This is a genomic window from Streptomyces smaragdinus (assembly GCF_009604385.1).
Classification (GTDB): Bacteria; Actinomycetota; Actinomycetes; order Streptomycetales; family Streptomycetaceae; genus Streptomyces; species Streptomyces smaragdinus.
Genome location: NZ_WEGJ01000001.1, coordinates 377,712 through 398,844, shown reverse-complemented (window position 1 = coordinate 398,844; position 21,133 = coordinate 377,712). Strand labels below are relative to the sequence as shown.

Annotated in this window: 21 protein-coding genes and 1 pseudogene; 13 read left to right on the top strand and 9 right to left on the bottom strand. The window is 71.3% G+C overall.

The annotated features are described in order from the left end of the window. The first annotated feature begins 118 nt into the window (after window positions 1-118). Window positions 119-1,054, top strand: coding sequence for an NAD-dependent epimerase/dehydratase family protein (locus SRB5_RS02015; RefSeq protein WP_153449613.1), 936 nt, complete (start codon window positions 119-121; stop codon window positions 1,052-1,054). 4 nt (window positions 1,055-1,058) lie between these two features. Here the strand turns inward: SRB5_RS02015 and SRB5_RS02010 are convergent, their stop codons facing one another. Beyond that, window positions 1,059-2,414, bottom strand: a complete 1,356-nt coding sequence (locus SRB5_RS02010) for a tannase/feruloyl esterase family alpha/beta hydrolase (RefSeq protein WP_153449612.1) — start codon at window positions 2,412-2,414, stop codon at window positions 1,059-1,061. Window positions 2,415-2,768: 354 nt separating this feature from the next. Between SRB5_RS02010 and SRB5_RS02005 the strand changes: the two genes are divergently transcribed. Genes SRB5_RS02005 through SRB5_RS01980 form a run of 6 tightly spaced genes read left to right on the top strand, consistent with a single transcriptional unit; the run spans window position 2,769 to window position 9,394 of the window. Beyond that, complete coding sequence (locus SRB5_RS02005; RefSeq protein ID WP_153449611.1) at window positions 2,769-3,527, top strand: ABC transporter ATP-binding protein; 759 nt, start codon at window positions 2,769-2,771, stop codon at window positions 3,525-3,527. Beyond that, window positions 3,520-4,218, top strand: coding sequence for an ABC transporter ATP-binding protein (locus SRB5_RS02000; RefSeq protein ID WP_194292805.1), 699 nt, complete (start codon window positions 3,520-3,522; stop codon window positions 4,216-4,218). Before SRB5_RS02005 ends, SRB5_RS02000 begins: the two co-directional genes overlap by 8 nt. Window positions 4,219-4,267: 49 nt before the next feature. Next, entirely contained in the window at window positions 4,268-5,515 is a 1,248-nt protein-coding gene (locus SRB5_RS01995; protein ID WP_153449610.1) for an ABC transporter substrate-binding protein, read from the top strand. A gap of 14 nt (window positions 5,516-5,529) precedes the next feature. Continuing rightward, the gene (locus tag SRB5_RS01990; protein WP_153449609.1) at window positions 5,530-6,396 is read left to right on the top strand and encodes a branched-chain amino acid ABC transporter permease; all 867 of its coding nucleotides are present in this window, start codon (window positions 5,530-5,532) and stop codon (window positions 6,394-6,396) included. Beyond that, entirely contained in the window at window positions 6,393-7,439 is a 1,047-nt protein-coding gene (locus tag SRB5_RS01985) for a branched-chain amino acid ABC transporter permease (RefSeq protein WP_153449608.1), read from the top strand. The genes SRB5_RS01990 and SRB5_RS01985 overlap by 4 nt, the downstream gene beginning before the upstream one ends. Window positions 7,440-7,465: 26 nt before the next feature. Next, a complete protein-coding gene (locus SRB5_RS01980; RefSeq protein ID WP_323376787.1) occupies window positions 7,466-9,394 on the top strand; it encodes a helix-turn-helix domain-containing protein in 1,929 nt (642 codons plus the stop codon). Here the strand turns inward: SRB5_RS01980 and SRB5_RS01975 are convergent. After that, entirely contained in the window at window positions 9,300-10,772 is a 1,473-nt protein-coding gene (locus SRB5_RS01975; protein WP_153449885.1) for an MFS transporter, read from the bottom strand. The genes SRB5_RS01980 and SRB5_RS01975 overlap by 95 nt on opposite strands. 188 nt (window positions 10,773-10,960) lie before the next feature. On the opposite strand from SRB5_RS01975, the gene SRB5_RS01970 reads away from it, so the two are divergent. Then, window positions 10,961-11,581: an L-threonylcarbamoyladenylate synthase gene (locus tag SRB5_RS01970; RefSeq protein ID WP_153449607.1), complete on the top strand. Its 621-nt coding sequence runs from the start codon at window positions 10,961-10,963 to the stop codon at window positions 11,579-11,581. Window positions 11,582-11,590: 9 nt separating this feature from the next. On the opposite strand, the gene SRB5_RS01965 is transcribed toward SRB5_RS01970, so the two are convergent. Continuing rightward, window positions 11,591-12,145, bottom strand: a complete 555-nt coding sequence (locus SRB5_RS01965; protein WP_153449606.1) for an ATP-binding protein — start codon at window positions 12,143-12,145, stop codon at window positions 11,591-11,593. 168 nt (window positions 12,146-12,313) lie between these two features. On the opposite strand from SRB5_RS01965, the gene SRB5_RS01960 reads away from it, so the two are divergent. Further along, complete coding sequence (locus SRB5_RS01960) at window positions 12,314-12,550, top strand: DUF397 domain-containing protein (RefSeq protein ID WP_153449605.1); 237 nt, start codon at window positions 12,314-12,316, stop codon at window positions 12,548-12,550. A gap of 203 nt (window positions 12,551-12,753) precedes the next feature. Beyond that, complete coding sequence (locus SRB5_RS01955) at window positions 12,754-13,614, top strand: helix-turn-helix domain-containing protein (RefSeq protein WP_228389741.1); 861 nt, start codon at window positions 12,754-12,756, stop codon at window positions 13,612-13,614. 10 nt (window positions 13,615-13,624) lie between these two features. Here SRB5_RS01955 and SRB5_RS36185 read toward each other — a convergent pair whose 3' ends face one another. The 5 genes from SRB5_RS36185 to SRB5_RS01930 form a co-directional block, all read right to left on the bottom strand. Continuing rightward, the gene (locus SRB5_RS36185) at window positions 13,625-14,455 is read right to left on the bottom strand and encodes an ABC transporter permease (RefSeq protein WP_323376783.1); all 831 of its coding nucleotides are present in this window, start codon (window positions 14,453-14,455) and stop codon (window positions 13,625-13,627) included. Then, window positions 14,428-15,114 (bottom strand): class I SAM-dependent methyltransferase, encoded by a 687-nt coding sequence (locus SRB5_RS01945; protein WP_194292804.1) that lies wholly within the window; start codon window positions 15,112-15,114, stop codon window positions 14,428-14,430. Before SRB5_RS01945 ends, SRB5_RS36185 begins: the two co-directional genes overlap by 28 nt. A gap of 107 nt (window positions 15,115-15,221) precedes the next feature. Beyond that, complete coding sequence (locus tag SRB5_RS01940) at window positions 15,222-16,034, bottom strand: SAM-dependent methyltransferase (protein WP_323376781.1); 813 nt, start codon at window positions 16,032-16,034, stop codon at window positions 15,222-15,224. 9 nt (window positions 16,035-16,043) lie between these two features. Next, entirely contained in the window at window positions 16,044-17,237 is a 1,194-nt protein-coding gene (locus SRB5_RS01935; RefSeq protein ID WP_323376779.1) for a hypothetical protein, read from the bottom strand. A 31-nt stretch (window positions 17,238-17,268) separates the two neighbouring features. Further along, window positions 17,269-18,048, bottom strand: coding sequence for an ABC transporter ATP-binding protein (locus tag SRB5_RS01930; RefSeq protein WP_153449602.1), 780 nt, complete (start codon window positions 18,046-18,048; stop codon window positions 17,269-17,271). A 157-nt stretch (window positions 18,049-18,205) separates the two neighbouring features. Between SRB5_RS01930 and SRB5_RS01925 the strand changes: the two genes are divergently transcribed. Continuing rightward, the gene (locus SRB5_RS01925) at window positions 18,206-18,598 is read left to right on the top strand and encodes a nuclear transport factor 2 family protein (RefSeq protein WP_323376778.1); all 393 of its coding nucleotides are present in this window, start codon (window positions 18,206-18,208) and stop codon (window positions 18,596-18,598) included. 220 nt (window positions 18,599-18,818) lie between these two features. On the opposite strand, the gene SRB5_RS01920 is transcribed toward SRB5_RS01925, so the two are convergent. Beyond that, the gene (locus SRB5_RS01920; RefSeq protein ID WP_153449601.1) at window positions 18,819-19,061 is read right to left on the bottom strand and encodes a hypothetical protein; all 243 of its coding nucleotides are present in this window, start codon (window positions 19,059-19,061) and stop codon (window positions 18,819-18,821) included. Window positions 19,062-19,537: 476 nt separating this feature from the next. Here SRB5_RS01920 and SRB5_RS01915 point away from each other — a divergent pair, with 476 nt between their 5' ends. Both SRB5_RS01915 and SRB5_RS01910 read left to right on the top strand, forming a co-directional pair. Next, the gene (locus tag SRB5_RS01915) at window positions 19,538-20,332 is read left to right on the top strand and encodes a hypothetical protein (RefSeq protein WP_153449600.1); all 795 of its coding nucleotides are present in this window, start codon (window positions 19,538-19,540) and stop codon (window positions 20,330-20,332) included. A 149-nt stretch (window positions 20,333-20,481) separates the two neighbouring features. Next, window positions 20,482-21,010: pseudogene (locus SRB5_RS01910) on the top strand (DUF6879 family protein). The last annotated feature ends 123 nt before the right edge of the window (window positions 21,011-21,133 follow it).

Here is a 21,133-nt window from a genome sequence, read left to right as displayed (position 1 = left end):
CGCTCACAACTATCGCTTGTCGAGGCGGCGCAACATTCGTTGGACCCCCGCCGACCTGCGCGGTTGACTCGAAGACAGAGAGCGACGGAGCAACGAACACCCGAAGGGAATGACTGAGATGCGAGTTCTCATCGCCGGAGCGTCCGGGGTCCTCGGCAGGCACATGGCGTGGGAGATCACCGCCGCCGGCCACCAGGTGATCGCGCTGGGCCGTACGCCGGACGGCTCGGGCGCGCTGAAGGACATGGGCGCCGAGTTCGTCCGCGCCGACCTCCTGGACCGCGAGGGGCTGCTGCGGGCGCTGGACGGTCAGCACGCCGACGCCGTGATCCACGCGGCGACCGCGCTGAGCAGTACCCCGCTGCGGCACTCGCAGATGGCGGGCACCGACCGGCTGCGTACGACCGGCACGGCCAACCTGGTGGACGCCGCCCGCGAGATCGGCGCCAAGCGCCTGGTCTCGGAGTCGATGCACGTCGGCTACGGCTACCGCGACTTCGGCGACACGCCGGTCACCGAGGACACCCCGTTCGCCCCGCAGGGCCAGGGCGCGGCCGTCGAGCCGCATCTGGCCGGCTTCCGGGAGAAGGAGCGGCTGACGTTCCACTCCGACGGCATCGAGGGCGTGTCCCTGCGGTTCGGCGCCCTGTACGGGCCGGGGTTCGGCGTCGGCGGCACCGACACGATCGTCGAGCTGCTGCGGGCCCGCAAGCTGCCCGTCGCCGACGGCGGCGGCGTGCTCAACTGGACGGACCTGCGCGACGCCGGCCGCGCCACGCTCCTGGCGCTGGAGCGGGGCGAGGCGGGCCGGGCGTACAACATCGTCGACGACACGGCGGTCAGCCTCACCGACCATATCCGCCGCGCCGCCGAGGTGTTCGGCACGCCGCGGCCGCGGACGGTGCCGATGTGGCTGCTGAGGTTCGCGGCGCCCTACGTGCACACGATGATGAAGACGTCGATGCACGTGTCCAACGCCAGGGCGCGCCGCGAGCTGGGCTGGGAGCCGACCACCGCCTCCAGCCTCGAGGGGCTGCGGAAGCTGGCCGGCTGAGGGATCAGGACAGCGTGCAGGAATTGACCACATCGCCCGCGGCAGGCCTGGCCACCAGGCCGCTCGCGGGCGGTGGCGTGCGGTCCTCGACCCACGCCGTCATCGCGTCGAACGCGGTGAGGAAGCAGGGCAGGATCGGGCGCAGCCGGTCCGGGTACGTGTCGTAGAGGCTGTCGACGTGGGTGCCGTCCTGGACGGTGTAGTACCGGTGCAGCGCTCCCCGGTGCTGGTCCTCGATCAGCCCCGCGTACACGTCGGAGTCCGTGCGGATGGGCAGCAGCGAGTCGTTCGTCCCGTGCAGGGTGAGCATCGGCTTCCCGATCCGGCCGGTGAGCGACACCCGCTCCACCGCCCGGTGCACCGCCGCGGGCCGCGCGGCGTAGTCGTACGCGGCGTCCGAGGCGCAGGGCGCCAGGATCTCCGGCAGCGTGGTGCCCGCCGAGGCGCCGGGGCAGGCCGGGTCGTACGTGGGGTCGAACTCCGCCCGGTAGCTCTTCTGCGTCAGGCCCCAGTACGCCGACCGGTGGTACGGCCACAGGAACTCCGAGCCCGGTGCGAACCCGGCCGCGTACATCGCCTCGTCGGGGACCTGGCCGAGCTGGTTGGCCACGGCGGTCGGCAGCGAGGTGAGCAGGCTGGGGCCGTCGGGGCGCCACAGGGTGCCCTCCCAGTCGACGCCGCCGTCGTACAGCTCCGGCCGGTTCTCCAGCTGCCAGCGGGTGAGGTAGCCGCCGTTGGAGACGCCCGTCATGTACGTGCGCCGCGCCGGGCGCCCGTAGGCCTGCTTCACCACGGCCTTCGCGGCCAGCGTCAGCTCGGTCGTACGACGGTTCCACTCGACGACCGCGTCGCCGGGGCGGTCGCCGTCGGTGTAGAAGTCGGGGCCGTTGTTGCCCTTGTCGGTGGAGGCGTACGCGTAGCCCTGTGCCAGGACGAAGTCGGAGATGACCCCGTCCAGCGAGTACTGCTTGCGGGTCCCGGGCGCGCCGGTGACGACGAGCTTGCCGTTCCAGTGCTCGGGCAGGCGGACGACGAACTGTGCGTCGTGGGCCCAGCCGTGGGTGGCGTTCAGGTGCGAGCCGTCGGGGAAGTAGCCGTCGACCTGGATGCCGGGGACGCCCGACGGGCGGACGGTGTCCCGCGCCGCCAGGGACGCCCAGTCGGCGGCGTCGGTGTACGTGGTGCCGGCCAGGCCGGTGGTCGTCAGGTCGGGCAGACAGGCCGTGGTCTGCAGCTCGGCGCCCGGTACGTCGATCCGGTGCTCCCCGGCGCACCGCGCCGGGGCGCCGGAGGCCGGGGCCTGCAGGGTGAAGGCGAACATGGCGGCGCTCAGCAGCGCCACGCCGGTTCTGGGACGCATGGGTTCCTCTCGGGTGCGGATACGGGTACGGGTGCCGGGGCGCGCGTCGCGGCGCCCGCGTGATGGCCGTGGCGCACATGGTGGGCGGCCCCCGTACCCGGGGGCCACGGAGAAGAGCCACAGTCCCGTACCCGCCGCGCTGGAGCACACGTCCACCGCACGGCGTGGAGCCCGATCGGCCGGGGTGGAGGAGAGCCACACCGGTGCCGAGTGGCTTGTGGAGTTTCCCTCCGTAGCCGCCGCCGTCCCCCGTCTCTACCGTCATCGACACGTCGGCAGCCGCCGGCCACCGCTTCCCACCGCGCCGGTACCCCCGCCGGTCCGCGTTCCCCCGCCGGTCCACCCGAGGCCACCATGACACTGCGCCATGCCGTCCTGCGTACGCACCAACTGGGCAAGGAGTTCAACGGATTCCACGCCGTGTCCGGTGTGGACCTCGCCGTACTCCAGGGCACCGTCCACGCCCTCGTCGGCCCCAACGGGGCCGGCAAGACCACCCTGTTCAACCTGCTCACCGGATTCCTCCCGGCCACCTCCGGCCGTATCGAACTCGACGGCAGGGACATCACCGGCGCCCCGCCCGAGCGCATCGCCCGGCTCGGCGTCGCCCGGTCCTTCCAGGTCACCAGCCTCTTCCCGCAGATGACGGCCCGCGAGCACGTCGAGCTGGCGCTGCAGGCCGGCACCGGGCTGGGCCGGCGCCTGTGGGTGTCGGAGAAGCGCATGAGCCGCTTCACCGCCCGGGCCCGCGAACTCCTCGCCGAGGTCGGCCTGGAGAAGGTCGCCGAGCGGGCGGCGGGAGCCCTGCCGTACGGGCAGAAACGCTCCCTGGAGCTGGCCCTCGCACTCGCCCTGGACCCCAAGGTCCTGCTGCTCGACGAGCCCACCGCCGGGATGGGCCTGGAGGACGTCGAGCGGACCGTCGAACTGGTCGGCCGGATCCGCGCCGGACGCACCGTCGTCATGGTCGAACACAACATGAGCGTCGTCGGCACCCTCGCCGACACCGTCACGGTCCTGCAGCGCGGGGAAATCCTCGCCGAGGGCCCGTACGAGCAGGTGAAGACCGATCCCCGTGTCGTCGAGGCCTATCTGGGAGCCGAGGTTGCTTGAGATCAAGGGCATGGGCGCCCGCTACGGAGAAGCCGAGGTCCTGCACGACGTCGATCTGACGATCGGCGCCGGCGAAGTCGTCACCCTCGTGGGCCGCAACGGCGCCGGCAAGACCACCCTGCTGCGCTGCCTGATGGGCCTGCACCCGCGGCCCACCGGCACCGTCCACCTCGACGGCCGCGACATCACCCGACTGCCCGCGCACCGCCGCGCCCGCCTGGGCCTGGGCTACGTACCCGACGACCGCGGCATGTACGCGACGCTGACCGTCCACGAGAACCTCACCCTGCCCGCCCTCACCACCGACGGCCCCGCGCCGTGGCCCCTGGAGCGGATCTACGACACCTTCCCCGTGCTCGCCGCCCGCCGCCGCTCCCCGGGCACCAAGCTCTCCGGCGGCGAACAGCAGATGCTCGCCCTGGCCCGCGTGCTGCGCACCGGCGCCCGGCTGCTGCTGTGCGACGAACCCACCGAGGGCCTCGCCCCGGTGATCGTCCAGCGCATCGGGGAGATCCTCCGCGAGGCGAAGGAACACGGCGTCGCCGTCCTCCTCGTCGAGCAGAACCTCCGCTTCGCCGCCACCGTCGCCGACCGCCACTACCTCCTCTCCCAGGGCCGGATCGCCCTGGAGCTGGACAACGCGGGCGTCAGCAGCCGCGAGGACGAACTCCTTGCCCACCTCGGACTGTGACCCCCTCCCACCCGCACCCCCCTTGTTCCTTGACCTGGAGGCTCCACCCATGAAGCGCAGACTCGTATCCACCTTCGCCGCCGTCGCGGCCGGCACCCTGCTCGCGGGCTGCGGCGGGGGCGGCCCCAGCTCCGGCGGCGGGAAGATCAGCGACGACAAGATCGTGCTGGGCGTGCTCACCGACCTGTCCGGCGTCTACGCCGACCTCGCCGGCGCCAACTCCGTCGCCGCGGTGGAGATGGCCGTCGCCGACTTCAGGAAGAAGTACGGCGACAAGGCCGTCACCGACGACATCGAGGTCATCAAGGCCGACCACCAGAACAAGCCGGAGATCGCCAACACCCAGGCCAAGGAGATGTACGAACGCCGCAAGGCCGACGCCCTCTTCGACGTGCCGACCTCCTCCGCCGCCCTCGCCGTGCAGACCGTCGCCGGCCAGGTCAAGAAGCTGTACTTCAACACCGGCGCCGCGACCACCGAACTCGCCGGCAAGACCTGTAACCCGTACACCTACGCCTACGCCTACGACGCCTACATGCTCGCCCAGGGCACCGGCGCCGCGGTCGCGAAGCAGGGCGGGAAGAACTGGTACACCATCTACCCGGACTACGCGTTCGGGCAGGACATGCAGAAGAAGTTCTCCGCCGCCGTCACCGGCGCCGGCGGGAAGATCGTCGCCGGCGACCCGACCCCGTTCCCCGCCGACAACTACTCCACCTTCCTGCTCAAGGCCAAGGCGATGAAGCCCAAGCCCGACATCCTCGGCGCCCTGCAGGCCGGCGGCGACCTGGCCAACGTCGTCAAGCAGTACGAGCAGTTCAAGCTGAAGGACGCCGGGATCGGGCTGGCCATCGGCCTGCTCTTCGACTCCGACATCAAGGCCATCGGCGCCGACAAGCTCGCCGGCACCAGCTTCACCACCGCCTGGTACTGGAGCCTGGACGACGAGGCCAAGGCCTGGGCCGACCGCTTCAAGGACAAGACCGGGGTCCGCCCCACGTTCGTCCAGGCCGCCGACTACTCCGCCGCCACCCGCTACCTCGAGGCCGTGCAGCAGGCAGGCACCGACAAGGCGGAGGACGTGTCCAAGAAGCTCGACGGGGCCGAGTTCAACGACTTCTTCGCCCGCAACGCCACCATCCGCGCCGAGGACCACCGCGTGGTGCACGACGCGTACCTGGTGAAGGTCAAGGACCCGGCGAAGGCCACCGAGGCCGAGGACTACACCGAGCCCGTCAAGACCATCCCCGCCGCCGAGGCCTTCGACGCGCCCTCGCCCGACTGCTCGATGAGCTGAGTGGACCCCCGGCCATGACCTCCTTCCTGCAACAGGCCTTCAACGGCCTGGTCAGCGGCAGCTTCTACGCCCTGCTGGCCCTCGGCCTCGCCGTGATCTTCGGCATGCTGCGCGTGGTGAACTTCGCGCACGGCGCCGTCTACACCCTGGGCGCCTTCGGCGCGGTGGTCCTGGCCGACAAAGCCGGACTCGGCTTCTGGTGGGCACTGCTGATCGTCCCGGTGGTGCTCGCCGCCGGCGGCATGGTGGTGGAGCGTGCGTTCGTCCACCGGCTGACCGCCCTCGACCCGCTCTACAACTTCCTGCTCACCTTCGGCATCGCCCTGGTGGCGCAGGACCTGCTGAGCATGACGTACGGCTCCCACTCCCAGCCGTACGACCACGCGCCCTTCCCGGGCTCCGTGGACCTGGGCCTGTTCGACTTCCCCAAGTACCAGGTCTTCGCGCTCGCCGTCTCGCTCGCCGTCTGCACCGGCGTCTGGCTGCTCCTCACCCGCACCCGGATCGGCACCGTGGTGCGGGCGTCGACCGAACGGCCCGAGACGACCCGCGCGTTCGGCATCAACACCGGACGGTGGATCACCCCCGTCTTCGGTTTCGGCGTGGCCCTCGCGGGCCTCGCCGGGGTGCTGGCGACACCGATGCGCGCGGTGAACCCCGCGATGGGCTCCGACCTGATCATCGTGGTCTTCGCGGTCGTCGTCATCGGCGGCCTCGGCTCGGTGTTCGGGTCGGTGCTCGCCGGCTTCGCCATCGGCATGCTCCAGGCCCTCGGCAACCTCTACGTCCCCGTCCTCTCCCAGACCTCGGTCTTCCTCCTGATGGCCGTGGTGCTGCTGGTCCGTCCCGCCGGCCTGTTCGGCAAGGAGGAGCACGCATGATCGTCGCGCTGTCGCGCCGGCTGCACGCCCGGCCCCTGTGGGTGCGCGCCGCCCTGCTCGCCGCCGGACTGGTCGCGGTGTTCGGGCTGCCGTGGGTGCTGTACCCGCCGGTGGCCGCGGACATCCTGTGCTGGGGGCTCTTCGCCGTGGCCTTCGACCTGCTGCTGGGCCACGCGGGCCTGCTGTCCTTCGGGCACGCCGCGTTCTGGGGCAGCTCCGCGTACGCCACCGGGCTCATCGCCATCCACAGCGGGCTGCCGTTCTACGTGGCCGTGCTGGGCGGCGCGGTGGCCGCGGCGGTGATCGCGCTGCCCATCGGCTGGCTGGCGGTGCGCCGCAGCGGCATCTACTTCGCCATGGTCACCCTGGCCTTCGCCCAGCTGATCTACTTCACCGCCAACCAGTGGGGCTCGGTCACCGGCGGCGAGAACGGGCTCCAGAACATCCCCCGCGACCTGCCCGGCGTGGACCTCACCGACTCCTTCGTCTACTACTACTACGCGCTGCCGGTGGTGCTGCTCGGCCTCCTCGCCGCCTGGCGGATCGTGCACTCCCCGTTCGGCCGGGTCGCCGCCGGCATCCGCGACAACCCGGCGCGGGTCCGGGCGCTGGGCTACTCCGCGGACCGCTACAAGGTGGTCGTGTTCGTCGCCTCCGCGTTCCTGTCGGGGCTGGCGGGCGGGCTGTACGCGATGAACCACGGGTTCGCCTCGCTGCAGGAGGTGTACTGGACGACGTCCGGGAAGGTCGTCGTGATGACCGTCCTGGGCGGCATCGGCACCCTGTGGGGGAGCCTGGTGGGCGCGGCGGCCGTGGTGCGGCTGGAGGACTGGCTGTCGACGTCCGGTTTCGAGCAGACACAGCTGGTCACCGGCGGGATCTTCATCGCCGTCGTCCTCCTCTTCCGGCGCGGCGTGTGGGGTACGGTCAGCCATCTGCTCCGGCGGCGGGACGACCCCGCCGGCGAGGACCCGGAGCCGGGCCTCGTACACGACCACGAGGAGGAGACCGCGACCGAGCCGGTGTCGGCGTCGGCGCCGTAGGACCGACCGGAGGGAGAGGAGCTGCCGTGGAGCACACCACCGTTCCCGCGCGGGCCGGCGCCGGCCCCGCCGGCGAACTCCTGCGCCTGCTGCGCGAGGACGCGCCCGCCGAGGTCTACCACGCGCTGCTCGACCGGGCGCCCGCCGGGGACCGCGAGTGGCTGGCGCCGCTGGTGGACGACGCGCTGCGGGTACGGGCCCGGCTGGAGGAGCAGAGCCGGCACGAGAGCGAACTCGCCGCGCTCTACGAGACGGCCGGCGACCTGTCGTCGCTGCGCGACCTGGAGGCCGTCCTCCAGGCGATCGTCCGCCGGGCGAGGGCGCTGCTGGGCACGGACGTGGCGTATCTGATGCTCAACGACGCCCGGCGCGGCGACACCTACATGCGGGTCACCGACGGCATCCGCACCGACGCGTTCAAACAGACCCGTCTGCCGCTCGGCGCCGGGCTCGGCGGGCTGGTCGCCAAGGACGCCGTGCCGTACGCCACGGCCGACTACATCGCCGACGCCCGCTTCGACCACATCATCGACGACATCGTGGACGGCGAGGGGATCGTCTCCATCCAGGGCGTCCCCCTCGCCCTCGGCGACCGGGTCATCGGCGTGCTGATGTCCGCCAACCGCTACAGCCGCCCGTTCTCCGACCACGAGGTGGCGCTGCTGGTGTCGCTGGCCAACCACGCGGCCATCGCCATCGAGAACGCCACCCTCTTCCAGGACGTCCGCCGGGCCGTCGAGGAGCTGACCGAGGCCAACACCCTCATCCAGGCCCACAGCGAGTCCATCGAACAGGCCGCCGCCCTGCACGAACGGCTGATCGGCATCGTCCTGGACGGCGCCGGCCTGCCCGACGTCGCCGCCACCCTCGCCGACGTCCTCGGCGGCAGCATCCTGGTCCTCGACGCCCAGCGCCGCACCCTGGCCGCCGCCGGCGACGACCCCCTCGTCGAGGCGGCCCGCGCGAGCGGCGCCCTGCCCGAGGACTCACCCGCCGCCCAGGCCGTACGGGAGGCCGGCGTCCTGTCCGCAGAGGCCCGCCGCACCCGCAAGACCGGCGCCGCGTGCGCCACCCCCATCGTGGCCGGCGGCGAGGCCCTGGGCGTCCTGCTCCTCGTCCGGGCCACCCCCGACAGCAGCGACATCCGGTCCCTGGAACGCGCCGCGCTCGTCACCGCCCTGATGCTGCTCAGCGAACGCGCCGTCACCGAGGCCGAGCACCGCCTCCACGGCGAACTCCTCGAGGACCTCCTCGGCAACCCGCACCGCGACCCCGAGGGCCTGCGCCGCCGCGCCACCCTCATGGGCGTGGCCCTGGGCCGCCCGCACACGGTGTTCGCCGCCCGCGCCCGCGACGGCCGCCACCGCCGCCGCATCGCCGACGCCGCCGCCCCCTACGCCGTGCGCGCCGGGGGGCTGGCGGGGGAGTACCGGGGCGACGTCGTGGTCCTCCTCCCCGGCGACGCCGACCCCGGCGCCCTGGCCCGCCACCTCAGCGACGCCGTCGAGGTCCCGGTGACCGTCGGCGCCGCCCCGGCCGCCCCCGGCACGGAGGCCGTGGCGGAGGCCCACCGCGACGCGACCCGCTGCCTGGACGTCCTGCTGGCCCTGGACCGCGACGGCGAGGGCGCCACCGCCGGCGAACTCGGCGTGTACGGGCTGCTGTTCCACGCCACCGGCCGCGACGAACTGCGCCGCTTCGTGCACCGGGTGCTGGGCCCGGTCCTGGAGTACGACGCCCAGCGCGGCGGCGAACTGGCCCGCACCCTCCTCACGTACTACGCCAACGACGCCAACCTCACCCGCACCGCCGCCGCCCTCTACATCCACATCAACACGCTCTACCAGCGCATGGACCGGGTCACAGCCCTGCTGGGTCCGCACTGGAAGCATGCCGACCAGGCGCTCCAGGTCCATCTGGCGCTGAAGGTCCACGCGGTCCTGACCGCACGCTGACCGACCCGCGCGGCGTACGCAGCCCGACGGCGGACACCGCGGCGCCCACCACCGTCATCGCCACCGGTACGAGGAGCGCCGTCCGGTACGCCGCCAGCACCTCCCCGGGCGAGCCGTCGCTCCCGGCGACGGCCAGCCCGTACACCGCGGTCACCGCGGAGATGCCGACCGCGGCGCCGAACTGGGTGAAGGTGTAGAGCAGCCCGCCGGCCAGCCCCTGCTCCCGCGGCCCCACGTCCTCGGTCGCGGCGATGGTCAGCGGCCCGTAGGCCAGGGCGAACGCCACACCCGACAGGGCCAGCGTCGGGAACATCGCCGCGTACGACCGGTCCATCCCCATGGGAAGGAACAGCCCGTACCCCACGACCGCCAGCACGAACCCGGCGAGGATCACCCGGCCGTTGCCCCACCGGCGTACCAGACGCGGCGTGAGCAGCGGCGCCAGCACCGCGTCGCAGCCCATCACGATCAGCGCGAGGGCCGTCCGCAGCGACGACCAGCCTCGCAGCTCCTGCAGATAGAGGGTGACGACGAACTGGAAACCGAAGAACGAGCCCAGGAACAGCATCGCGGCGACATCGGCCCGCACCATCGAGGCATTACGGAAGATCCCCAGCCGCACCAGAGGCGTCCGCGCCCGCCGCTCGACCACCAGGAACGCCGCCAGCAGGACCAGCCCCGCCCCGAACGCCCCGGCGGTGAGCCAGAGTCCGCTGCGGCCGTGCTCGAGCCGTACGATGCCGCAGGCGAGCAGCAGCATCGCCCCGGCGGCGCTGGCCGCACCGGCCAGGTCGAACCCCCGCCGCACCGGCTCCGGCCGCTCCTCGGCCGGCACCAGCCGCCGCGCCGCGAGGAGCACCGCCCCGGCCAGGAACACCGGCGCGAAGAAGACCCAGCGCCAGCCGAGCCCCGTCAGCAGCCCGCCGACGATCAGCCCCAGGGAGAAGCCGCCCCCGCCGACGCCCCCGAAGACGATCAGCGCGCGCTCGCGCTGCGGGCCCGCCGGATAGGACGTCGTGATGATCGACATGGCGGCGGGCGTCATGAACGCCGCCGAGACACCGGTGACGAACCGCGCCACCACCAGCATCCAGCCCTCGGTCGCGAAGCCGCCCAGCGCGGAGAACACCACGAAGACGCCCAGCCAGCCCAGCAGCATCCGCCGCCGGCCCAGCAGATCGGCCGCGCGCCCGCCGAGCAGCGTGAACCCGGCGTAGCCCAGCACGTAGCCGCTCATCACCCAGGCCGCGGTCCCGGTACTCAGGCCCAGATCGGCCCGGACGGTCGGGATCGCGACGGCGAGCATCGCGACATCGATGCCCTCCAGGAAGATCGTCCCGCACAGGACGAGCAGCAGGGCCCAGGCCCGCCCGCCCATCCGCGCGGCGGCACCGTCGCCCACCGTCACACCCCTCGAACTCCGCCGGATTCACCGGATCGTGTCATCGGGGCGCGTGGGGCCGCCACCCATATATAGGGGACAGGCCACGGAGTCGTACGGGCCGTCCCGTCACCGCGCACCGGTCCGGTCACCGGGCTCCCGCCCGTACCCCTAGACTCGGCCGAATGGCGAAATACTTCGACGTGCACCCCGACAATCCCCAGCGGCGCACCATCACCGGTGTGGCCGACGAGATCCGCTCCGGGTCCCTCGTCGCGTACCCGACGGACTCCTGCTACGCCCTGGGGTGCCGGCTCGGCAACCGCGAGGGCATCGAGCGGATCCGGCAGATCCGCGACCTGGACGACCGGCACCACTTCACCCTGGTGTGCCGCGACTTCGCGCAGCTGGGCCAGTTCGTGTACGTCGACAACGACGTCTTCCGCGCGATCAGGGCGGCGACGCCCGGCCAGTACACCTTCATCCTCACCGCGACGAAGGAGGTGCCGCGCCAGCTCCAGCACCCGAAGAAGAAGACCGTCGGCGTGCGGATCCCCGAGCACGCCGTCACCCAGGCGCTGCTGGAGGAGCTGGGCGAGCCGATCGTGTCCAGCACCCTGCTGCTGCCCGACGAGGAGGAGCCGCTGACCCAGGGCTGGGAGATCAAGGAACGGCTGGACCACGTCGTGGACATCGTCCTGGACTCGGGCGACTGCGGTACGGAGCCGACGACCGTCATCGACTTCTCCGGCGGCGACGTGGAGATCGTCCGCCGGGGCGCCGGGGACACGTCCCGCTTCGAGTAGGACGGGACGTCAGCCGCACAGCTTCCAGTTGTGCCCGTGGATCTCCGGCGGACAGCAGTCGCACACCTCGCGTGCGCGGTCGTGCTGTCCGTCGATCCGCGGACTCACCGCGGCCACCGGATCGGCGTCGGCGGCCGCGGAGAATATGGCCCAGACCGCTTTGCCCGAGGGCCCGGGCTTGCTCCAGCCCCAGACGTCGCTGACCGACGCGATGATGTGCAGCCCGCGCCCCGACTCCGCCAGCGGATCGGGCTCGGACAGCCGCGGCACCCCGGTCCCCGGGTCGAACACCGCGCAGACGACCGCGCTGCCCCGGCGCATCAGGCCCAGCATGAGCGGCTTGGCGTCCGCCGCGACGGCCTCGCGCACACCATGCCGTAAAGCGTTGGTGACCAGCTCCGACGTGGCCGACACCACGTTGTCGACGAGATCGCCGCGTCCCCACTCGCCGAGTACCGACCGGACCACGCTGCGCGCGACGGCGATCGACCTGGGGTCGGCGGACAGCTCGCACGTGGCCGATCCAGGTGCCCTCAGCCATTCCTGCAGCGGTGCCGACAGCATGCCAACTCCCTGTCCCAGTAGACGCGGTGACGATTCGCCTGTGTCACAACAGCATCGTGGTCCAAACCAGTTACGACTGCAAGTGCATCTGAAATTTCATCTGAACTTTCATCCGCAAGCACAGATGCACGTACAGTGTGCTGCCAACGATCACGGAAGGATGAGAAGATGCGGATCGGCAATGGTGTCCCCGCCGGCGAACTGACCGGTGTCACCTGGCGCAAGAGCCAGCGGAGCAACGCGAACGGCGACTGTGTCGAGGTGGCCGGCCTGCCCGGCGGCGGCGCGGCGATACGCAACTCGCGCGACCCCGAGGGAGCGGCTCTGGTGTACACAGAGTCCGAGATCAGCGCCTTCCTTCTCGGGGTGAAGGACGGAGACTTCGACGACCTGGTGAGACGCTGAACGCGCGTCAACTTGGTTGAAGACTGGACTGGTTGACGAGTTCTCCGCATAAGATGAGGCACGAGCGACGTCTGTAGAGAATCGGTGGGGCAGTGATGGGCGTGCCGTCGGTAACGTCGAACAGCGAGCACGGTGACTGGCCTTCGCACACCCCGGCGGAGGCCGCCGGAAGCCGGCCGGACACGGTCGTCCGGCCCAGTCCGCTGGAGGAGCCGCGCGGCGGCCCGACGGTACTGCGCATCCTGCTCGGCACCCAGCTGCGCCGGCTGCGCGAGGCCCGGGGCGTCTCCCGGGACGCCGCGGCCGACGTCATCCGCGGCTCACAGGCCAAGATCAGCCGGCTCGAGCTGGGCCGCGTCGGCTACAAGGAGCGCGACGTCACGGATCTGCTGACGCTCTACGGCGTCGTGGACCCCGTCGAGCGCGAGGAGTGGCTGGGCCTGGCCCGCCAGGCCAACTCGCCCGGCTGGTGGCACCAGTACAGCGATCTGCTGCCCTCCTGGTTCGAGCCGCTGCTCGGGCTGGAGGAGGCCGCGGCGATCATCCGTACCTACCAGGTGCAGTTCGTCCCCGGACTGCTGCAGACCGCCGAGTACGCCCGCGCGGTGACCGCTCTGGACCGCTCGGACGCGGCACCGGACGAGCTCCAGCGCCGGGTCGACCTGCGGATGCGGCGCCAGGAGCTGATCACCCGGACCGACGGGCCGAAGCTGTGGGCCGTTCTGGACGAGGGGATACTGCGCCGTCCGCTGGGCGGGGCGCCGGTGATGCGGGCGCAGATCGACCATCTGCTGGAGATCTCCGAGCTGCCCGGTGTCACGCTGCAGATCTCGCCGTTCTCGGCGGGCGGCACGGCCGCGGCCGGCTGCCCCATCACGCTGATGCGCTTCACCGAGCCCGACCTGCCGGACGTGGTGTATCTGGAGCAGGTCGCCAGCGCGCTCTACCTCGACAAGCGCGAGGACGTGGACCGCTACCAGCTGGTGATGGACCGGCTGAGCACCATGGCCAAGCCCCGCACCGGGAGCCGGGACTTCCTCAAGCGGATCCGCGACGAGCTCTGATCCCGCCCGCTCACCACGCCCCGGGCTCGCGCGCCGACTCGTGCCAGCCGCCCACCACCCGGCGCGCCAGCGCGCCGAAGAACCAGAACACCGCCAGCCCGAACAGGGACGACAGGATCACCGCCGCCAGCAGCTGCTCCGACTGCAGCCGTGACTGGTAGCGGTCGATCAGCACGCCGATCCCCGGCTCGCCCTGCCGGAAGAAGAAGTCGCTCACGATCGCCCCGACGACCGACAGCCCCGCCGAGATCCGCAGCCCGGTGAAGACGCTCGGCAAGGCCGCCGGCAGCTGAAGCTTCCACAGCCGCACCACCCGCCCCGCCCCGTGCAGCGTGAACAGGTCGTGCTGGGCCGCGGCCACCGACCGCAGCCCGAACAGCGTGCCCGCCACCACCGGGAACAGCGCGATCAGCGCGCACACCAGCACCCGGGTGCCGAACCCGAAGCCGAACCAGAACCCGAACAGCGGCACCAGCGCCAGCACCGGCGTCGTCTGCAGCACCACCAGATACGGGAACAGCGACCGCTCCACCCACCGCGCCTGACTCATCGCCACCGCCAGCAGCACCCCCGCGCCCACCGCCACCGCCAGCCCCAGCGACGCCACCTCCGCCGACCGGCGCAGCCCCTCCAGCAGCTCCGCCCGGTTGTCCCCGTCCAGGAACCCGACGCGCACCACGGCGTGCGGCGGCGGGAACAGGAACCGCCGGTCCGGGTCGAGGACCAGGAGGCTCACCGCGTACCAGACGCCGACGGCGCACACCAGGACCGCCAGCGGCGGCAGCCACCGCGCCGCGCGCCGCCCGCGGGCGGTCAGGAGTTCACCCAGTGCACGGCGCACACGGCGTGATGGATGTCGTCGGCGAACTCGGCCCCCGGGAAGGCCGCCCCGTACACCCGGTGGAACTCCTCCCGGGTCAGCACCGTCTGCGTCTCGTTCAGCCGCATCCACACCGGGTGCAGCCGCAGCCGCAGGATGTCCGCGGCCATGTCGGCGTCGCGGGAGCGGTGCAGATACGAGTCCCGGGCATCCCGGAATGCCTCCTCGACCAGCCACTCGTGGGACTTGGCGCCCCGGTCCACGATGTCCATCAGCACCGCGTGTCCGCCGGGCGCCAGCAACTCCCGGATCCGGGGCAGGACGACCGCGTAGTCCTCGCGGTGATGCAGCGTGTTCACCGAGAACACCAGGTCGAACGTGCCGTCGGCGGCAGCCGTGACCTCCTCGAAGCCGCACACCCGGAAGTCGACGTTCGGATACGGATGGGCGGCACGGGCCATCGCGATCTCCCGCTCCGCGACGTCCACCGCCAGCACGCTGCCGTAGCGCTCGGCGAGCATGCCCGTGAACCGGCCGGAACCACACCCGAGATCGACCGCGCGCCCGCCCCGCTCCGGCACCCGCGACCGCAGCCACGGGCGGTACAGGATGTCGGTGTCCGCCGCGAACCGGCGGTACAGCTCGGCCAGTTCGTCGAAGTGAACCGTCTGGTCAGACACGCTGTCGCTGTCCTCTCTGGGGTACGGGAGCAGCGGCGGCACCCGGCCGCGGTCCCGTAGCCTACGGGTTCGCGGCCGCCCGGAGAACGGCCGCGTCATGGTTGTTCTCACCGGATCCGACCCACCGCGCCGTAGGCGTTGCCGGTCGTGTACACCTCGCCGTCGGGACGCCACTCGTGGATCGGCACCAGGCCCGGCTCCAGCAGCTCGAGCCCGTCCAGGATCCGCTCCACCTCCGCCCGCCCGCGGCTCACCATGGGCGTGGCACCCCGGGCCCAGATCCGTACGACCTCCTCCACCGCCGGATCGAGGTCCGCGGACACATGCGTCACCACCAGATGACTCCCGGCCGCCAGCCCCGCCCGCAGCCGGGCCACGATCCCCGCCGCGTCCTCGTCGAGGCGCAGGCACTGCAGCACGGACACCAGCAGCACCCCCACCGGCTGCTTCAGGTCGAGCACGGCCTCGGCCACCGGGTGGCGCAGCAGGGCCTCGGGGGCGCGCAGATCGCCCGGGAAGGCGACCGTGCGCACCTCGTCCGCGTGCAGCGCCTGCATGTGCGCGACGGCGACCGGGTTGTTGTCCACGTACACGGTCCGGGTCTCCGGCGCGTGCCGGCGGGCGATCTCGTGCACGTTCTCCAGCAGCGGCATCGGCAGCCCGCAGCCGATGTCCAGCAGCTGCCGGATCCCCGCCTCCCGGACCAGGGTGCGCACGGCGCGGGTCAGGAACAGCCGCTGCGCGCGCACCCGCACCCGGGCGTCGGGAGTGACCGCCAGGTTCTCCTCCATCAGCCGGCGGTCCGCGGCCAGGTTGTCCTTGCCGCCCAGGAGGTAGTCGTACGTACGCGAGGAATGCGGCACCCGCTCGTCGGGCACGGGCGGGCCGTCCTGCGGGCGCTCCCCGGGTTCCTGGGTCACGGCCGGTCCTCAGCTTCCGCCCGGGAAGCCGATCTCCGGATCGATGAACTCGTCGGTCACCAGGTCCGACGGCTTCAGACCGGGCTTGACGGGCTTCTTCTGCGCCGCGAAGACCGGCTCCGTGAGCTCGATCATCTTCTGGACCCGCGCCTCGTCGAAGTTCCCGGTGGTGGAGTCCTTGCCCTCGGCGTCGTTGGCGGCGATGCCGAGCTTCTTCAGCTGGGCGGCGCTGTACTCGCCGATCTCCTTCGTGAAGATGTCGTCACTGGCGTACGCCTCACTGATCTTCACCGTGGCGTCGATCGTCGGCCCCGGGTTCGCCAGGAAGTCGAGCTGCGCCTGCTGCACCACGGGGATCAGCTTCTTCAGGCAGGGCGCGAGCTTCTCCCGGTCGTCGGGCCGGATGGACAGCGGGGGGCCGTAGTTCGGGTAGCCGGCGTCGTACAGCAGCTGGAAACGGACCGGCTTGCCCCACTCGTCGACCTCCTTCTCGTACGTGTACGGGTCCTCGACCGCGTACCCCCCGGAGGCGATCTTGCCGCGCTCGGTGACGAACCGGGCGGGCGAGCCGTCGTTGGAGCCGTCGACCTGGCTCTTCTTCAGGACGCCGGCGCCCACGAGGTAGTCCATGTAGGTGTCGCCGTCGAAGTAGAGCACCGTGGTGTCGGTCTTGCCGATGTCGGCGATCGAGGTGAATTCGGGGTGTGTCTTCGGATCCCAGAAGATCATCTGGGGGTCCTTCTCCAGCATCGCCAGGACCGCGAGGGTCGGCTGGGTCTTCGAGAGCTGGATCGCCTCGTCGAACCCGCCCAGGATACCGAGCGTGATCGACTTGTCGGTGTACATCTGCGCGGACACCTGCTGGAAGCCGATCGCCGGGCCGCCCGCGCGGATCTCCAGATCCACGCCGGTGTCCTTGCCCCCGGCCGTCAGCGGTGCGGTCACGCGGTCCTTGTCGGCGTCGATCGACGGGTTCGGACCCAGCAGGCTGTACATCGGCCCCTCGGAGGAGGTGTTGGGCAGCCACTGCCCCTGCACCACGATCTTCTCCGGGCAGACACCGCTCAGATCGACGGCCCCCGCCGACGCGGCGGCGGAACGGGTGGCCTTCGGCTCGTCCCCGCCGCCGTCGTCACCGCAGGCGGTGAGCAGGGCGAGTAAGGCGGCGGCCGCCGCGGCGGCGACCGGACGGTTCACGGACACGTGGATTCCTCACGGGGAGCGGGCGGACGGGTCATGGGGCGGCGGCGCCCCGCATACACGCGGACACCAGCGCGGCCAGCCGGGCGGCCTCGGGATCGAAGCGCAGCCCCGCCGGGCGCGGATAGTCGAACGGTACGTCGAACTCGCCGACCACACGGCCCGGTCCGGGCGAGAGGACGACGACGCGGGAGGAGAGGTACACGGCCTCGAGGACCGAGTGGGTGACGAACAGGGCGGCGAAACGCCGGGCGGCGAACAGCGCGAGCAGATCGTCGTCCAGCCGCTCGCGGGTGATCTCGTCCAGCGTGCCGAACGGCTCGTCGAGCAGGAACAGGCCGGGGCGCAGGGTGAGGGACCGCGCCAGGGACACCCGCATCCGCATCCCGCCGGAGAGCGTGCGCGGCCGGTGCCCGGCGACGTCGGCGAGCCCCACGAGGTCCAGCGCCTCGGCGGCGCGCTTGCGGCGCTCCTCGCGGCCGAGGCCGCGCAGCTCGCCGAAGAGCTCGACGTTCGCCCGTACGCTGCGCCAGGGGAGCAGCGTGGCGTCCTGGAAGACGTAGCCCACGGACTCCCCGCGGCCGGTCACGGTGCCGGCGGTCGGCGCCTGCAGCCCGGCGGCGATCCGCAGCAGGGAGGACTTCCCGCAGCCGGACGGCCCCACGACGGAGACGAACTCCCCGGGGGCGACACTCAGGTCGATGCCATCGAGGGCCCGCGTCCCCCCGGGGTAGCGCAGGCCGACACCGGCGAACGTGAGCGCGGCGGTGCGCGGATCCGCGGCCACGCCGCGCCCCCCGTCCGCCGCAGTCATCCCACGACCACCCTTCGTCACCGTGGGATCGTATCCGACTGCCTTGTGCCGCAACGGAGTTGGGGGCAAGAGGCCGTCGGCGCGCACGTGTCGGCCTCGCCGCCGGCTGCCGCGTCATCTACGCTCACCTGCAGCAACCGACTCAGGGAGGACCCCCGTGCATCCGTTCCGCAAGGCAGTCGAGAGCGGCGACCACGCCGCGATGGAGGCCCTCCTGGCCGACGACGTCGTGTTCACCAGCCCCGTCGCTTTCCGCCCCTACCCGGGCAAGCCGATCACCGCCGCGATCCTGCGCGGCGTCACCCGGGTCTTCACCGACTTCCGCTACGTCCGCGAGATCACCTCCGCCGACGGCCGCGACCACGCCCTCGTCTTCACCGCGAAGGTCGGCGACAAGGAGATCAACGGCTGCGACTTCCTCCACCACGACGAGGAGGGCAGGATCGACGACTTCATGGTCATGGTCCGCCCCCTCTCGGCCGCCCAGGCCCTCGCGGCAGCGATGGGCGCGGAATTCGACCGCATCGCCCGGGAGGCGGCGGAGGGCTGAGTTCCTTCAACCTGTTGCTTCTGAACGTGTGCGACGGCCAATGGATCCAAGACAGCTGGCAAGGTCACCCGTCAGCCCCTGCTGTCGACGCAGTGACCGATCCTTTCCTGACGCCGTCAACAAGTCCGGAGGTCCGACAAGATGAACCTCACGGACGCCAAGAGCCCGGCGCTGTTCTAACGTCCGGAGACTCTTGTCATCCGGCTCTTGGCAGCTCCTCCTACTGGTTCAGCTCGTCGGCCCATACGGGGCGGCCGTTCCCGTCGACTTCCATGCGCCTGACGAGCTCGTTGATGAGACCCGCGAACGACAGGCCGGCGCGCTCGGCCGCAGTGATGGCCTTGACGGCCTGCTGCTCCCGCACCACCACACCGGTACGCCACGGGCCAGTTGACGGGTCGTAAGACGTGCGGCGGTGTGCCTGCGGCTTGCCGCGCTCTCGTCCGTGTCGTCCTCCAGCCATGAGGGTGATCCTGCCGCAAACGCAACCCGAATCACTACAAAGTGGCGGCGTGTCTGCCATTTTCCGCCCGATCGGGTGATCTTGAGTTGCGAGGTGGACGGAAAAGCATCAGGCCGGGGTGGTGGGGGCGAGGATCCGCGTCGCCACCACCCCGAAGTGGGCTCCGCAGTCGAGTCACCCGGGCGGGTGGTTGTGCCGTCGCCGCCGGGTGATCTCCGGCGTAGCACTGGCCCCGCCGGCCAGCTCCCCGAGTCCCGCCTCCACTCGATCGACTCAGAAACCGACGAGACCCTCCTTCCGGCCGAACTCGCTGATTAGCCCCAAATCCACAGCGGTGGTGGTCGAGGAAGATGCGGGCGCGCTCGTCGAGCTCGGTCGCGATCCGTACGCCGGTCCCGGAGTTCTGTCTCGGACACCAGGGAGCAAGTGACCCGTCGGTAGCTTCCAGGGTCGATTCGACGTGAGGGGAACCATCGATGACCGACGAGAATTTACCGGAGTTCAGCAACGGCCGGTCATACCTCGACAAGGCGATCAGTCGCGTGCAACGGGGAGCCCACGCTCGTACACAAGTGGGAGTCGCAGCTCCGGACGGGATCACGACGCCCGAGCAGCTACAACCCTGGCTCGACAGGGCGCAGGAACTGCGGCCGCGCTCCGACCGTGGCGCGGAACGTGTCTTCGCCGCCCCCTTGAAGCAGCTTGCCGACGTTCTTCTCTCCCTCGCCACCGAGACGGGCGATCCGTGGAACAAGCTGCTGTCCCATCCCGTGTTCACATCACCCGTGATCACAGTGCATCCGGTGTCCCCCGAGCAAAGCATCTCCGTCAGAGACGACGGCAGGGCTGTCGTCGCGGCCGGCGGCGACGCTTCTGTGGTCCTCCACTTCGGGGCGGTCATGGCGGCGGTCGGGCTCGTCCCGTTCATTCAGTCGATTGCCACGCAGGCCGCGCAGCGCACCTTCGAGGCCGCCCGCGCCATGATTCGGGCTCGGGCGGAGCGCGGCGATGGCCGTGCTTCCGGACCTCTTCTGGCGATCGAGGAACGGGATGGCCGTATGGACTTCCGTGTGCCGAGCGATATCCCCGACGCCGCACTGGAAGCACTCGTCGCCCTCGGCGAACGCGGCCTGGAGGAACTCGCTGAACCCGACCCGAAGGGCCGAGCCGTCACCGTTTCCTGGGACGCCGACGGACAGTGCTGGGAGCGGACTACCCACCGCAGACCCCGAAGCCGGACCGGCAACGAGAACACCTCGCGGGCGGAGTGAATTCAACGGGAAGGGACCGCTACCCACGACCTGATCTGCGGCTGGCGTCCGAGCCAGGACACCGGGGCCGAGGAGGACCGGGCTCCCCGGGATAAGGCAGGGCGGGTCGGTCCCCGCCAGCATGGTGCACATGATCAGGGAGGCGTGCGATGTCGTCGAGCGAACCGACGATCGCTGACCTGATCACCGGCAGCACCCGTACCGCCGTACACCTCGAGATGCGCGACCACTACGGCGTCACCGCCGAGGCCGACGACTTCCGCGCCTGGCTGGAGACCGGCCGCCTCGACACCGACCCCGCCTCGCCCGACTGGGCACCCTGGGTCAACCTCGTCCGGCAGGCTGTTGCCGGCGGCGTCACGGTCCGTCGGGCCCGCATCGTGTCCGAGCTGGTCACCGACTACATCCGCTACGAGCACGCCTCCCCGGCCGTCAACCTGCACGCCGGCGAAGAGGTGCGCTGGCTGCCCCGCCGCCACGCCTCGGACATCGCCGCTGCCCGGAAACGACTTCTGGCTCTTCGACGGACACCTGGCGCGGTGGGGCCACTTCTCCGGCGACGGGGCCCTCACCGGACACGAGATATCCGACGACCCAGCGGGCGCCAAACTGTGCGGCCAGGCATTCGACGCCGTATGGGCCCGCGCCACGCCCCACGCCCAGTACGTAATCCACTGACCCGAGAGCACCGGCAGCCACAATCCTCGACCCTGTGGAGAGCACGTCCGCTGCTCCGGCCGGGACTGTCGGTGCAGTGCACTATCGTCCCCCGCCGTGGACACGGATGAGATCACCCTGGTG

Coding starts and splice junctions, on each gene's coding strand:
- SRB5_RS02015 (WP_153449613.1), top strand. CDS start 119: ATGCGAGTTCTCATCGCCGGAGCGTCCGGGGTCCTCGGCAGGCACATG.
- SRB5_RS02010 (WP_153449612.1), bottom strand. CDS start 2,414: ATGCGTCCCAGAACCGGCGTGGCGCTGCTGAGCGCCGCCATGTTCGCC.
- SRB5_RS02005 (WP_153449611.1), top strand. CDS start 2,769: ATGACACTGCGCCATGCCGTCCTGCGTACGCACCAACTGGGCAAGGAG.
- SRB5_RS01995 (WP_153449610.1), top strand. CDS start 4,268: ATGAAGCGCAGACTCGTATCCACCTTCGCCGCCGTCGCGGCCGGCACC.
- SRB5_RS01990 (WP_153449609.1), top strand. CDS start 5,530: ATGACCTCCTTCCTGCAACAGGCCTTCAACGGCCTGGTCAGCGGCAGC.
- SRB5_RS01985 (WP_153449608.1), top strand. CDS start 6,393: ATGATCGTCGCGCTGTCGCGCCGGCTGCACGCCCGGCCCCTGTGGGTG.
- SRB5_RS01975 (WP_153449885.1), bottom strand. CDS start 10,772: ATGGGCGGGCGGGCCTGGGCCCTGCTGCTCGTCCTGTGCGGGACGATC.
- SRB5_RS01970 (WP_153449607.1), top strand. CDS start 10,961: ATGGCGAAATACTTCGACGTGCACCCCGACAATCCCCAGCGGCGCACC.
- SRB5_RS01965 (WP_153449606.1), bottom strand. CDS start 12,145: ATGCTGTCGGCACCGCTGCAGGAATGGCTGAGGGCACCTGGATCGGCC.
- SRB5_RS01960 (WP_153449605.1), top strand. CDS start 12,314: ATGCGGATCGGCAATGGTGTCCCCGCCGGCGAACTGACCGGTGTCACC.
- SRB5_RS01930 (WP_153449602.1), bottom strand. CDS start 18,048: ATGACTGCGGCGGACGGGGGGCGCGGCGTGGCCGCGGATCCGCGCACC.
- SRB5_RS01920 (WP_153449601.1), bottom strand. CDS start 19,061: ATGGCTGGAGGACGACACGGACGAGAGCGCGGCAAGCCGCAGGCACAC.
- SRB5_RS01915 (WP_153449600.1), top strand. CDS start 19,538: ATGACCGACGAGAATTTACCGGAGTTCAGCAACGGCCGGTCATACCTC.